Here is a 13,558-nt window from a genome sequence, read left to right as displayed (position 1 = left end):
ACGCTACGAACCGCCCGGCCGGGGCGGTATCGGTCTGGGCCCACGGGTGGGTGGGGCCAGCCCCACTCCCCGGCCGATCGGGGCGGTGGCGGGCTCGGCACGGTGCACAGTGGGAGCACCGTACGGAAGGGGAGAGACGTGGGACGGCTGGGTTCGTGGGTGGCGCGCGCCGGGGTGGGGTTCGTGCGGGCGTGCGTGGTGGCGGCCGTCTGCCTGCTGCTGCCGGCCGTGTGGGCCGCGGCCGTGGCGCTGGGGGTCTGGTGGGGGGCGGGCAACCCGTGGTCGTGGACGGCGCCGTTCGTGCTGGTGGGCGTGGGCACGCTCGCCCTGCCCCGACCCGTCTGCCGGGCCGTCCGCTTCCTCGTCGCGCGGTGGACGGGCACGGTGATCCCCGCCGGATACCGGCAGGCCGGGCCGGTGACGCGGATGTCCACCGGGTTCTGGTGGAACGGCTTCTCCTACGAGCGCACCCGCCGGGACGCGCTGATGGACCAGCGCTGGCGGGTCCGCTGGCGGGACCCGGCGAACTGGCGCGACCTGCGGTTCGCGGGGATCGCGCCGTTCACCGCCGGCCTGCTCGCGTGCCTCCCGCCGGCCGGGGCGGTCGTGGCGGCCCTGGCGGTCCTCGGGTTCGGCGGGCCGGAACCCGCCGCGCGCCTGGCCGGGGCGTTCGGCGCGGTCGTGGCCGTGGCCTCCGCCCCGTACGCCTGGCGGCCCGTCGTGCCGGTGGCGGTCCGCTTCCTGCGCCCGTCGCCGGCGATGGCGCTGGCGGAGCGGGTCGCGGAACTGACCGCCCAGCGCGCGGACGTGACGGTCGCGCAGGCCGCCGAGATCCGCCGGATCGAACGGGACCTGCACGACGGGGCGCAGGCCCGCCTGGTCGCGCTCGGGCTCTCCCTGGCGACCGCCGGGAAGCTGATGGAGCGTGACCCCGACCAGGCCAGGGCGCTGATGCGGGACGCGCAGGCTGGTGCCACCGCCTCGCTGGCCGAACTCCGCGACCTGATCCGGGGGATCAGCCCGCCGGTGCTGAGCGAGCGGGGGCTCGTCGACGCCGTCCGCGCGCTCGCCCTGGACGTCCCGCTGGAGGTGACCGTGAGCGCCGACGCCCCGCTGAGCCTGGACCCGCCGATCGAGTCCGCCGTCTACTTCGGCGTCGCCGAGCTGCTGACCAACGCCGTCCGGCACGCCGGGGCGTCCGGGGTGCGGATCTCCCTCACGCGGGACGGCACCGGTGTCGCCGCCGTGGTCGTCGCCGAGGTCGAGGACGACGGCCGGGGCGGGGCCGGCGTCCGGGCCGGCGGCGGGCTGGCGGGCCTGCGCCGCCGGCTCGCGGCCTTCGACGGCACCCTGGAGGTCACCAGTCCGTCGGGCGGTCCGACCCGTGTCAGGATGACGGTGCCATGCGAATCGTTGTAGCCGAAGACCTCTACCTCCTGCGCGACGGGATGGTCCGCCTGATCGAGGCCTGCGGGCACCAGGTGGTGGCCACGGCCGCCACCGGGCCCGAGACGCTCGACGCGTTGCGCAGGTGGCGCCCGGACGTGTCCGTCATCGACGTCCGCATGCCGCCGACCCAGTCGGACGAGGGGCTGCGGGCGGCCCTCGCCGCCCGCGGCGAGATGCCCGGGCTGCCGGTCCTGATCCTCTCCCAGCACGTCGAGCAGCTGTACGCCCGGGAGCTGTTGTCCGACGGTTCCGGCGGTGTCGGCTACCTCCTCAAGGAGAGCGTGTTCGACGCCGACCAGTTCATCGGTGCCCTGGAGCGCGTCGCGGACGGGGGGACGGCCATGGATCCGGCCGTCATCGCGAGGCTGCTGTCCACCACGCCACCGAGCCGGGGGCTCGAACGGCTCACCGAACGCGAGTACGCCGTGCTGGGGTTGATGGCCGAGGGGCTCTCCAACCAGGCCATCGGCCGCCGGCTCTTCCTGAGCGAGAGCGCCATCGGCAAGTACACCACCGCGATGTTCGGCAAGCTCGGCATCACCGACGACGACGACACCAACCGCCGCGTCCGCGCCGTCCTCACGTACCTGAACAAGCCGTAGGGCCTGTCCACCCCGCCGTAGCCCCCCGGGGTCAGTTGCGCAGGAGGATCGCGGTGACGGCGCCGGCCTGGGTGAGGGCGGCGGGGCGGTGGGTGTCGGGGAGGCCGATGGCGAGGGGGACGGCCAGGCCGTCGAGGAGGGCGCGGATCTGGGTGGCCCGGTCGGCGGCGGGCCCGGGGGTGAAGTGGCCGGTGGCGGTGCCCTCTTCGATGAGGGCGACCAGGTCGGCCTGCCAGGGCGCCTCGATCTCCTGTTGCCCCTGGCGGATCTCGGCGCTGGCGGGGGAGCGCCCCCACACCTCGACCCACAGGATCCAGCGCGGATCGCCCGCCCCGTCGGGCAGGTAGAGGCGCAGGTAGGCGTCGAGCCGCTGCCAGGGGTCGCGCGAGCGGTCGGCGAGGGCGTCGCGGCGCCGGGCGCCGAGCTGGTCCTCGCTCCAGCGGAGGGTTTCCAGCAGCAGCTGGTCCTTGCTGCCGAAGTAGTAGAGCAGGTGTCCGGCGCTCATCTGGAGCTGTTTGCCGAGCCCGGCCATGGTGAGTTTGGCGAGCCCGTGTTCGGCGATCGCGGCCCGGGCGGTGGCGAAGACCTCCTCGCGGGGGCGCGCCGGTCGGCGCGGGCGGGGGTCGGCCATGTGCGGTGCGCTCCCTCGGTGGTGCGGGGGTCGGAAGGCTGCCGGGGCGGGGGAGGTGCCCCCGCCCCGGCAGCCGGGTGGCCCTGGTGCCCAAGGTGGTCCAGGTGCCCCAAGTGGCCTGGGATCAGGCCGACTTCGGCTGCTGCTGGGTGATGCAGTGGATGCCGCCGCCGTTGGCGAAGATCTCGCGGGCGTCGACGAGTTCGACGGTGCGGCCCGGGTAGGCGCGGCCGAGGACGGCGGCGGCCTCCTGGTCGCGCGGGTCGTCGAAGGCGCACAGGATCACGGCGCCGTTGGCCACGTAGTGGTTGATGTAGGAGTAGTCGACCGGTTCGCCGTCCTCGTCCAGCAGGACGGTGGGGGCGGCCAGTTCGATGACCTCCAGCGCCCGGCCCCGGGCGTCGGTGGCGGCGCGCAGGATGGCGACGAGCTCCTGGCAGACGGCGTGGTCCGGGTGGGCGGGGTCCGGCTGGACGTGGGCGACGACGACGCCGGGGCGCACGAAGGAGGCGACGATGTCGATGTGCCCGCGGGTGCCGAACTCGTCGTAGTCGCGGGTGAGTCCGCGCGGCAGCCAGATCGCCTTGGTGGTGCCGAGGAAGGCGTGCAGCTCGGCCTCGACCTCCTCCTTGGTCCAGTCCGCGTTGCGGCCCTCGCCGAGCTGGACGGTCTCGGTGACCAGGACGGTGCCCTCGCCGTCGACGTGGATGCCGCCGCCCTCGTTGATCAGCCGGGAGGCGAAGCGCTGGACGCCCGTCAGTTCGCTGATGTGCTCGGCGATGTGCTGGTCGTTGTCCCAGCGGGCCCAGGACTGGGCGCCCCAGCCGTTGAAGATCCAGTCGGTGGCGGCCAGCGAGCCCTTGCCGTCGATCAGGAAGGACGGGCCGATGTCGCGCATCCAGGCGTCGTCGAGCGGGCGCTCGACGATCTCGACCTGCTCGGAGACGTACCGGCGGGCGTCCGCGGTCTCGCCGGTGTTGACGACCAGGGTGACCGGCTCGTACCGGACGATGGTGTTGGCGACGGCGGCCCAGGCCTCGCGGCCCGCGTGCAGGTTCTCGGGGGTGTCGAAGGTGGGGTTGGTGGTGGGGAAGGCCATCCAGGTGCGGTCGTGCGGGTGCCACTCGGCGGGCATCCGGTAGCCGAGGGAGGCGGGCGTGGGGGTGGTCATCCGGGAGTCCTAGGGGGAGGCGTTCGGGGGAAGTGCCGACGGAAGCGTCGGCGGAGGTGTCAGAGGAAGTAGAGGCGGCTGAGCGAGACGCTGTCCGCGGGTTCGGAGCGCAGCGGTTCGCCGTCCAGCGAGACCAGGCCGGTCTGGGTGACGTCGACGCGGCCGACCCGGGCGTTGCGGACCATGTCGCGGGGGCCGATGCCGCGGGTGTTGCGGACGCCGACGCGGCGGCGGCGGGTGGGCAGCCCGTCGGCGGGGCGGTCGAGGTAGGCGCCGTCGGCGGCGGCCTGGGCGACGAAGGCGACCGAGATGTCGGCGGCGGTGGCGCCGTGGGCGCCGAACTGCGGTCCGAGGACGAGGGGTTCGCAGGTGTCGGTGGAGGCGTTGGGGTCGCCGACCACGCCGTAGGCGGGGAAGCCGGCCTTCAGGACGAGCTGCGGCTTGGCGCCGAAGTGGTCGGGGCGCCACAGCACGATGTCGGCGAGTTTGCCGACCTCGATGGAGCCGACCTCGTGGGAGAGGCCGTGGGCGATGGCGGGGTTGATGGTGAGCTTGGCGATGTAGCGCAGCACGCGCTCGTTGTCGTCGCCGCCCTCGGTGGTGCCGTAGCCACCGTCCAGGGGGCCGAGTTCGGCCTTCATCTTGCCGGCCATGGCGAAGGTGCGGCGGACGGTCTCGCCGGCGCGGCCCATGCCCTGGGCGTCGGAGGAGGTGATGCCGATGACGCCGAGGTCGTGCAGGACGTCCTCGGCGCCCATGGTGCCGGCGCGGATGCGGTCGCGGGCCATGGCGGCGTCGCCGGGCAGGTCGGTCTTGAGGTCGTGGGCGGAGACGATCATGCCGAAGTGCTCGCCGAGCGCGTCGCGGCCGAACGGCAGGGTGGGGTTGGTGGAGGAGCCGATGACGTTGGGCACGCCCGCCATCTTCAGCACGTTGGGGACGTGTCCGCCGCCGCAGCCCTCGATGTGGAAGGCGTGGATCGTCCGCCCCTCCAGCACCTTGAGCGTGTCCTCCACCGACAGGCACTCGTTCAGGCCGTCGGTGTGCAGGGCGACCTGGACGTCGTACTCCTCGGCGACGCGCAGCGCCGTGTCCAGGGCGCGGGTGTGGGCGCCCATGTCCTCGTGGACCTTGAAGCCGGAGGCGCCGCCCTCGGCCAGGGCCTCGACGAGCGGGGCCGCGTCGGAGGACGAACCGCGGGCCAGGAACCCGATGTTGACGGGCCAGGCGTCGAAGGCGTTGAAGGCGTGGCGCAGCGCCCAGGGGGAGTTGACGCCGACGCCCCAGACCGGGCCGAACTCCTGGCCGATGATCGTGGTGACGCCGGAGGCCAGCGAGGCCTCCATGATCCGCGGCGAGAGCAGGTGGACGTGGGTGTCGATGGAGCCGGCGGTGGCGATCATGCCCTCGCCGGAGACGATGGTGGTGCCGGTGCCGACGACGACGTCCACGCCGTCGAGGGTGTCGGGGTTGCCGGCGCGGCCGATCGAGGCGATCCGGCCGCCGATCAGGCCGATCGAGGTCTTGCGGATGCCCTGGACGGCGTCGATCACCAGGACGTTGCTGATCACCACGTCGCAGGTGTCGCGGACGGCGGCGGCCTTGAGGTGCAGTCCGTCGCGGGCGGTCTTGCCGAAGCCGGCCAGGAACTCCTCGCCGGGGGCCTGCGAGTCGGACTCGACCCGGACGATCAGGCCGGAGTCGCCGAGCCGGATCCGGTCGCCGGCCCGGGGGCCGTGCACCGAGATGTAGTCATGGGGGGTGATGGACGTCATGACGGCACCTCGGCGTCGTCGAAGGCGGTCAGGTAGCCGGTCGCGCGGGCCTTGGCCAGGGCGGCGTCCTTCGCGCCGGGCGCGTCCAGCGGGCCGTCGACCAGGCCGGCGAAGCCGATCGCGACGCGCTCGCCGCCGATCGGCACCAGGCCGACCTGGACGGTGGCGCCCGGGTCGAAGCGCACCGAGGAGCCGGCCGGGACGGCCAGGTGGGTGCCGTAGGCGGCGGCGCGGTCGAAGGCGAGGCGCGGGTTGGCCTCGAAGAAGTGGAAGTGCGAGGTGACCGAGATCGGCACCTGGGAGGTGTTGTGGACGGGCAGCAGCACCGTCTCCTCGACCGGGTCGTAGCCGGCGCCGTCGCCGATCAGCGCGCCGCCGGGGGCCTCGTCGCCGAGCGAGCCGGCGCCCCGGAACGGGTCGTTGACGACGGCCAGGCGGGTGCCGTCGTCGAAGACGGCCTCGACCTGGACGACGGTGACGACGTCCGGCACACCGGGCAGCACGTCGGCGGCGGTGAGCACGCTGCGACCGGCCTCGATGGCCTCGGCCAGGCGCCGGCCGTCGCGGGCGGCCTCGCAGACGGCGTCCGCGATCAGGGCGGTGGCCTCGGGGATGTTGAGGCGTACGCCCCGGGCGCGGCGGGCGCGGGCCAGTTCGGCTGCTGTGAAGATCAGCAGCCGGTCCCGCTCGGTGGGGGTCAGTCGCACGGTTCCTCGCTCGCGGTCGCCGGGGGAGGGGGGCGGCTTTCGGGGGCAATGTTAGAACGTCGTTCAAACATCTCGGGCCATTGAACCCGGACCGGGCCGCCCTGTCCAGCGTTGCCGGTCCGCAGGGGTTCGGCTCGCCGGGCGCGCGGCGGGGGTGAAGGCCCGGGGCGGCGGGGGTGAAGGCCTGCGGGGAAGGCGGCGCGGCCGGGGTGCGCCGGGCGCACGGAGCGGGCCGGGGCCGGCCGGGGCCCGGCGCTCGGCGGGGTGCGACGGGGAGCGGGAGGGCGGCGCGGGCCGGCGCCCGGGCGCCGGGCGTGCGCGGGATCGAGCAGGGGCGGGCTCGAAAACAGGCTCTGCGCTTCGCAAACCTGTCCGGCGCGGGCAGTTGGATCACGTGAACCTCCCCGTGCCCCTTTCACCCCACGTGATCGGACGCACACTGTTGCAAACGCCGTCAACTGGGCATGAGGATGGGTGGTCAGAACGTGGGGGCCACCCGGCCGGCGGGGGATCCGGAGGCGGGGGCCCGGATTCGAGGGCGGGGGCATGTGTTGATGGACGGTCAGTCGCGATTCCCGCGGCAGCGGACGAGTTCGGGTGACACCTACCGGTCCGGGCCCGCCCCGGGCGCCGCCGGTGGCACCGGGACGACCCTGCCGGGCACCTCGGCCCCCGGCTGCGCCCTGCACCGCCGGCTGCACCTGACGCTCGACCCGGCCGACCTGGTCGCGGTCGGCGCGGTCCGCCGGCGGCTGCGGACGGCGCTCAGCCACTGGGGGGTGCCGGAGCTGTCGGACACCGCCGAACTGCTCTCCTCCGAGCTGGTCACCAACGCGCTGCTGCACACCGGCAAGGGCGCGGTGTTCGACGCGGTGCTCGGGTCGGACCACCGGCTGCGGATCGAGGTGCAGGACGGCACGACCCGGCTGCCCGGCCGGCGCCGCGATCCGGACGCCGAGTACGCGACCTCGGGGCGCGGCCTGCTGCTGGTGGAGTCGCTCGCGGACGCGTGGGGCGTGCAGCTGCGGGGCGACGGCAAGGTCACCTGGTTCGAGCTCGCCCTGCCCTGAACCCTGCCCTGAGCCCGGCCGTTCGCGGAGCACGGGCGCGGGGTACGGGCGCGGGGCGCGGACACGGGCACGGGGCGCTCGGGGCGTGTGGGGGCGCGGGGTGGGCGAGGGCGCGCGGCCCGCCGCACCGTTCGCCGTCGATTCATTCGCCGTCGAAGCATGCCCAGAACAGAAGGCGGAGCGGAAGATTTCCGGCCCGTTGCCATTGCCGCTCGGCCCAACATTGGACAGGATGGTGGGAATGTGTGTCCACGTGCGGGAAGCAGCGGGGAGACCGAACCTCGACCGACCCCGCCCGTCGACACCGTCCGATCCAGCACCACCCATCACACCGCCACGCGGCCCGTCCGGACGGTCGGCACGGTCCGCCACGGCAGCGGCAGGAGCAGCATGCCCACTGAGCCCGAGTCGCCGGGGCCGGCGCTTCCACCCGGTGCGCCCACCGCCGAACCGCAGCAGGCAGCCTCCACCCACACCACCGGTCCGAACCCCGCCGGCCCCACCGCTCCCGTGACGGTCGACCAGCCCCCCGCCGGCCCCGCCGCGGCCGGGCCGGGCCGGGCGAAGCCGCCCGCGCAGACGGTGCGCCGGCCCGTGCCGCGCCCGGCGCCCGCGCTCGCCGCCGGACGGCTGGCGACGGTGCTCCCCGGCAGCCTGCCGCCCGCCTCCGCGGACACCATGCCGGACTGGCTGGAGCCCGCGATGGCCGCCAACGGCATCGGCTCCTTCGACTGGGACATCCGCCGTGACGTCCTGGAGGGCGACCACCGGGCCTGCGCGATCATCGGCCTGGACAGCATGGACCAGGGCCGCTTCGACCGCACCGCCGGCTCCTTCCTGGCCCTGCTGCACCCCGAGGACGCGCCGGTCGTGCGCCGCCGGGTCGAGCGCGCGGTGGCCGAACTGGGCCAGTGCGGCGCCTACTACCGCACCGTCGGGCCCAACGGCACCATGCGCGCGGTGCGCTTCCGCGGCCGGGTGCTCGCGGACGCCTTCGGCCGGGCCTCGCGGATGGTCGGCTTCGTCTGGGACGCCACCGTCGAACTGCACAAGCGCGACCGCGCCGACCGGATGGCCCTGCTGCGCGAGGAGCGCTCCCGGTTCATCAAGGAGGCGGCCCGCGCCCTCTCCGAAGCCGTCACCGTCCGCGACGTGGCCCGGGTGTTCACCGGACTGCCGCTGCCCGGGCTGCCGCCGGACGGCCTGGTGCTGGCCTCCTTCGAGGCCGGCCGGGCGCAGGTGCTCGGCGCCTCCGGCTACCGGACCGAGGCGCTGGCGGTCTGGGACCGCACGGTGCTGCCGGCCGGGCACCCGGCCGCCGAGGCGGTGCGCCACCGGGCACCGGTGTTCATCCCGACCCGCGAGGAGTTCCGCGCGTCCTACCCCGAGGTCTGGGAGCCCACCAGCCGTACCGGGCGCGGCTCCTGGGCGTTCCTGCCGCTGGTGGCCAGCGGGCGGGCGATCGGCGTCTGCGTGGTCAGCTTCGACGACGAGCGCGAGCTGGACGCGGACGAGCGCACCCTGCTGTCCACCCTGGGCGGGCTGGTCGCCCAGTCCCTGGCCCGGGCCCGGCTGCACGACGCCGAGCACGAACTGGCGGCCGGCCTCCAGCGGGTGATGCTGCCGCGCACCGTGCCGTCGGTGCCGGGGGTGACGACCGCCGTGCGCTACCTGGCGGCCGGCTCCGGCCTGCAGATCGGCGGCGACTGGTACGACGTGGTGCCGCTGCCGGGCGGGCACGTCGGCCTGGTGATCGGGGACGTCCAGGGCCACGACGTGCACGCCGCCGGGATCATGGGCCAGCTGCGGATCGCGCTGCGCGCCTACGCGGCCGAGGGGCACCCGCCGGCCGCGGTGATGGCCCGCGCCTCCCGCTTCCTCGCCGACCTGGACACCGACCACTTCGCGACCTGCGCCTACGCCGAGGTCAACGTGGACTACGGCGTGGTCTACGCCGTCCGGGCCGGCCACCTCGACCCGGTGGTGCGCCGGGCGGACGGCACGGCTGCCGTGGTGCCGGTGGCCGGCGGGCTGCCGCTGGGCATCGACCCGGACCAGGAGTACCGGGTCACCCGGTTCAGCCTGGACCCGGGCGAGACGGTGCTGCTCTGTACCGACGGCCTGGTCGAGGCGCGCGGCATGGACCTGGACGAGGGCATCGCCCGGCTCACCCGGGCGTTCGCCCGCCCGCTGCCGCCCGCCGAGGAGTCGGCCCGCGACCCGCTGGAGGACCTGGCCGACCGGATCGCCTCCCAGGCCGCCGACTCCAGCGAGCGCGAGGACGACATAGCGCTGCTGCTCCTGCGCTGGGACGGTCCGGCCGGCGGCCTGGCCGCCCAGCAGCTGCGCCGCCGGATCGGCCAGGCCGACCTGGCGCGGATCTCCGAGGTCCGGGCCGAGCTGCGCGACGCGCTGCGCCGCTGGGGCGTCGCCGAGTTCATCGACACCGCCGAACTGCTCTCCTCCGAACTGGTCACCAACGCCATCCGGCACACCGACCGGGACGCCATGTTCACCGCCCGGCTCTACCGGGAGCCGGCCTCGGACGGCGGCCGGGCCCGGCTGCGGGTCGAGGTGGAGGACGAGTCGGACCTGTGGCCGACCCGCCGGACCCCGGGGGAGCAGGCCTCCTCCGGGCGCGGTCTGATGCTCGTCGAGGCGCTGGCGGACTCCTGGGGCGTGGAGCCGCGCGGGTCCGGCAAGCGGATGTGGTTCGAGCTCAGCGGCTGAATCCGGTTACCCGAACTGCTGCTCCAGGTCCTTCAGTTTGCGCTCCAGCGAGTCCAGCCGCGGCAGCGTCACGGTGTCCTCGTCGACGGTCAGGTCGATGGTGCGCCGCTCCGGGCGGGCGGGCAGGCCCGGCTGCGCCACCGTGCCCTCGGCGGGCACCACCGTGCCCTCGGCGGCCTCGACCTCGCGCGGCCCGGCGGGCCGCTCCGCCGCGGGCCCGCCGGCTATGGCGGGTTCCGAGCCGGACTCCAACTGCCGTGCGGCGCCGCCGCGTCCGCGCCAGGCGCTGTTGCTGCGGCTGATCGCCCGGATCTCCGCCCGCTCGCGGCGGCCGGCCAGCCTGCGGCGCTCCCGCTCCACGGCCCGCTCCCGCTTGTCCTCGCGGACCTCGTCCACCGCCTCGTCGAGGCTGCGGACGCCCTCCAGGAGCATCAGCGACCAGGCCGCGTAGGTCTCGCGGGGGGCGCGCAGCCAGCGCACGATGCGGATCTGCGGCAGCGGGCGGGGGACGAGCCCCTGCTCGCGCAGCGCGGCCCGGCGGGTCTGCTTGAGCGCCCGGTCGAACAGGATGGCCGCCGAGAGGGACATGCCGGAGAAGAACTGCGGGGCGCCGGCGTGGCCGAAGCCGCGCGGGGCGTGCACCCAGTTGAACCAGGCCGAGGCGCCGGCGAACAGCCAGACCAGCAGCCGGGAGCCGAGTGCGGCGTCGCCGTGGCTGGCCTCGCGGACGGCGAGCACCGAGCAGAACATCGCGGCGCCGTCGAGGCCGAACGGCACGAGGTACTCCCAGCCGCCGGACAGCCCGAGGTTCTGCACCCCGAAGCCGACCAGCCCGTGGAAGGACAGCGCGGCGGCGACACCGGCGCAGCAGAACAGCAGCGTGTACGAGGCGCCGCCGTACAGGGATTCCTTGCGGCGGCGCCGTTCCTCGGAACGCTCCCAGGAATCCGGCCCTCCGGCGGCGGCGGATCCCCGGCTCCGGACCAGGGCCACCAGGAGCGCGCTGACCAGCAGGCCCGCACCTCCGGTGACGGCCCAGCCGAGCGGTATGTCGGACAATTTCATCGCCGGAACCAGCCTCGCTTTCCTGCGTCGCGTTCCTGCGTCGTGATGGCGGGGACCATCATGGCGGATGCTCGGCGGGGGAATGGCTGATTCGGTGCCAATGCGCTGAGTAGGGGGATTTCTGACCCCGCGACAATCGCATTTTCTTACGTATTCGAAGCGGGTTGTTCCCGGAATTCCGGGCTTTTCCAGGCCGGATATCGCACGTGTTTTCGTCAACCCCGCATGACGCGGGGGCAGCCGCCGCAGATGTCCTCCGGTTGGGCGGTGTACACGAGGCAGCAGCTGGCCCGGGCCCGGTCGGTGCCCGAAGCATCCCCGCACCCGGCCGCCGGCGCGGCGAAACCGGCGCCCGGGGTGAAGGGGGACGGGGCCGGAGCGTGGCCGCCGGTCACGCCGGGCGCGCGCGCCGGTGCCGACGCCGCGCCGCCCGCCTGCGGGGGCTCCAACAGCGCGGACAGCTCGGCGCGCGCCCGCTCCTGCTCCCCGAGCAGCCCGCCGGCGTACCAGAGCCCCTCCACCGCCGCGTCCGTGGCCATCGCCCACAGCACCCGCGGCCCGCGCCGCACCTCGGGCCGGAAGGCGGCCAGCACCGGCTCCAGGAACCCGCCCAGCGCGCACCGCAGTTCGGCGGCCAACGCGTCCGCGTCCGGAACCGTACGGGCCTGCGGCGCGCCGGCTGCCGGGTCGTCCGGCAGACAGGCGAACGCCTCCGGGCGGACCGTCAGCTCCACCCGGTCGGCACCGCGGCGCACCGAGACGTCCTCCGGGCCGAGCAGCAGGACCCGGCGCTCCAGGAACCACGGCAGCGTGAACAGCAGCGAGAGCGGCCACACGGCGCGGTGCAGGCCGAAGCCGGCCGCCACGTCCGGGCGCAGCGGCCGCCCGTAGCGGGCCAGGCCCTGCCGGGCGTCGTGGGCGATCAGCTCGCGGACCGCCTCGGGCCGGGTGGTCAGGTCGGCGGCGGGGATCCAGCCGTCGCCGCGGCGGGGCGGGGCGCAGCGCACCCGCAGGACGGGTGCGAGCGCGGTGAGCCGGTGGTACGAGGTCGCGCCGGGGGCGTCGGGGGTCGGCGCGGGGGCGAGGGCGTGCGCCTCGGTGGTGCGGGGGGCGCACGGCGTGGGGCCGGGCCGGGTGCTGCTCGCGGTCATGGGCGGGCCCCATCGGGTCGACCGGGGACCGCCCATGGACCGCCCGGCGGTGCCCGGTCGGGGTGGTGGCCCGCCCGGGCCCGGCCGGACCGGGGCATGGCGGTGCCCGGGGAACGGCAAGGCGAACCCGGCCGGGGTACTGCTCACCCCGGCCAGGTTAGGCTCACCTTAGCTGATCGTCCCCCAGGTCTCGCTGGTGATGCGCCCGTCCGGGGGAGGCCCCGGCGTGTGGGCCCCTTCCGGGGGGAGCCCCGGCGCGCGGGCCCCGTCCGGGAGAGGCCCCGGCGTGCGGGTGGTGCCCAACTGGCGCGCGAGCCAGACCGGCACGCCGCCCAGGGCGTGGACGAGCCGGGCCGCCTCGGCGCGCAACCGGGCGGCCTCGGCCGGCTCGGACACCTCGGCGAGCGCCGCGAGCGCCGGCGCCACCCCCACCGTGAAGCCGAGTTGCTCGCGCAGCCGGAGCGAGGCGTCGAAGCCCTCGCGGGCGTGGTCGCGGTCCCCGCGGGCCAGGGCGAGCGCCGCCAGGTGGCGCCAGGTGTACGAGCGCAGCAGTTCGTCCCCGCGTTCGCCCGCTCCGTCGTGCGCCCGGCGGTAGGCGATCCAGGCGGCGCCGCGGTCGCGCAGCAGGTTCTCGGCGACCAGTCCGCGCCGGAAGTCCAGCAGCGGGCGGCCCGGCGCGTCCGGCGGCAGCAGTGCCGAGGTGCGTCCGAGCGCGGCCTGCGCCTCGTCCAGTCGGTCCCGGGGGCCGAGCACGCTGGCCACGTACGCCAGGAAGCCGCGGGCGCAGGATGCGGCCGCGCGCTGTTCGGTGCTGGCCACCACGGCCTCCGCGAGGCGCAGCGCCTGTTCCGCCTGGGTCCACTGCGCGGCGGTGAACAGGCACTGCTCGATGAGGAGTTCGGCCCGTGCCAGGGCCGCCGTCGGGTCCTGTTCGGCGGCCGGGCGCAGCAGTTCGGCCGCCTCCTGCCAGCACCCCCGGGACCTCAGTCGCCACACGGTGTCGCCCGGCTCCTCCGCTGCCGCCCGCCCCCGCCCGTTCGGGCCGTTCGGGCCCCATCCGTGCTCTGACAACGCCACCTCCTTGTGTGCGCCATCCAGCGGGGCGCGGCCCTGCCCGCGTCGCCGCCGTCGACTGTCGGCGGCACGGCGACGGCAGCGCAAGGGCCCGCGCTGTGGCGGCAATTCAACACGGGGGTGAGCTTGTGCA

At 75.2% G+C, this 13,558-nt stretch carries 11 protein-coding genes; 4 read left to right on the top strand and 7 right to left on the bottom strand.

The window, feature by feature from the left end:
• The first annotated feature begins 138 nt into the window (after positions 1-138).
• Complete coding sequence (locus OG556_RS07880) at positions 139-1,419, top strand: sensor histidine kinase (RefSeq protein WP_371516486.1); 1,281 nt, start codon at positions 139-141, stop codon at positions 1,417-1,419.
• Entirely contained in the window at positions 1,404-2,051 is a 648-nt protein-coding gene (locus tag OG556_RS07875) for a response regulator (RefSeq protein ID WP_371516485.1), read from the top strand. The genes OG556_RS07880 and OG556_RS07875 overlap by 16 nt, the downstream gene beginning before the upstream one ends.
• A 31-nt stretch (positions 2,052-2,082) precedes the next feature.
• On the opposite strand, the gene OG556_RS07870 is transcribed toward OG556_RS07875, so the two are convergent.
• The 4 genes from OG556_RS07870 to OG556_RS07855 form a co-directional block, all read right to left on the bottom strand.
• Positions 2,083-2,682: a TetR/AcrR family transcriptional regulator gene (locus tag OG556_RS07870; RefSeq protein WP_371516484.1), complete on the bottom strand. Its 600-nt coding sequence runs from the start codon at positions 2,680-2,682 to the stop codon at positions 2,083-2,085.
• A 124-nt stretch (positions 2,683-2,806) separates the two neighbouring features.
• A complete protein-coding gene (locus tag OG556_RS07865) occupies positions 2,807-3,853 on the bottom strand; it encodes an agmatine/peptidylarginine deiminase (RefSeq protein ID WP_371516482.1) in 1,047 nt (348 codons plus the stop codon).
• 59 nt (positions 3,854-3,912) lie between these two features.
• Positions 3,913-5,628 (bottom strand): urease subunit alpha, encoded by a 1,716-nt coding sequence (locus OG556_RS07860; RefSeq protein ID WP_371516481.1) that lies wholly within the window; start codon positions 5,626-5,628, stop codon positions 3,913-3,915.
• Positions 5,625-6,335 carry an urease subunit gamma gene (locus OG556_RS07855; protein ID WP_371516480.1) on the bottom strand — a complete coding sequence of 237 codons (711 nt, stop codon included), beginning with the start codon at positions 6,333-6,335 and terminating at the stop codon, positions 5,625-5,627. Before OG556_RS07855 ends, OG556_RS07860 begins: the two co-directional genes overlap by 4 nt.
• A gap of 554 nt (positions 6,336-6,889) precedes the next feature.
• Here OG556_RS07855 and OG556_RS07850 point away from each other — a divergent pair.
• On the top strand, positions 6,890-7,405 hold the full coding sequence (locus OG556_RS07850; RefSeq protein WP_371516479.1) for an ATP-binding protein: 516 nt from the start codon (positions 6,890-6,892) through the stop codon (positions 7,403-7,405).
• Positions 7,406-7,795: 390 nt separating this feature from the next.
• Complete coding sequence (locus tag OG556_RS07845) at positions 7,796-10,135, top strand: SpoIIE family protein phosphatase (RefSeq protein WP_371516478.1); 2,340 nt, start codon at positions 7,796-7,798, stop codon at positions 10,133-10,135.
• 6 nt (positions 10,136-10,141) lie between these two features.
• Here the strand turns inward: OG556_RS07845 and OG556_RS07840 are convergent, their stop codons facing one another.
• From OG556_RS07840 to OG556_RS07830, 3 genes are all read right to left on the bottom strand, one after another.
• Positions 10,142-11,200, bottom strand: coding sequence for a DUF2637 domain-containing protein (locus OG556_RS07840; protein ID WP_371516477.1), 1,059 nt, complete (start codon positions 11,198-11,200; stop codon positions 10,142-10,144).
• A gap of 215 nt (positions 11,201-11,415) precedes the next feature.
• Positions 11,416-12,351 carry a (2Fe-2S)-binding protein gene (locus tag OG556_RS07835; RefSeq protein WP_371516476.1) on the bottom strand — a complete coding sequence of 312 codons (936 nt, stop codon included), beginning with the start codon at positions 12,349-12,351 and terminating at the stop codon, positions 11,416-11,418.
• Between the two features lie 168 nt (positions 12,352-12,519).
• A complete protein-coding gene (locus OG556_RS07830) occupies positions 12,520-13,422 on the bottom strand; it encodes a hypothetical protein (RefSeq protein ID WP_371516475.1) in 903 nt (300 codons plus the stop codon).
• Between the last annotated feature and the right edge of the window lie 136 nt (positions 13,423-13,558).

This window comes from Kitasatospora sp. NBC_01300 (genome assembly GCF_041435235.1).
Lineage (GTDB): Bacteria > Actinomycetota > Actinomycetes > Streptomycetales > Streptomycetaceae > Kitasatospora.
Note: the sequence above shows the minus strand (reverse complement) of the source record. Positions and strands in the feature narration are given on the sequence as shown.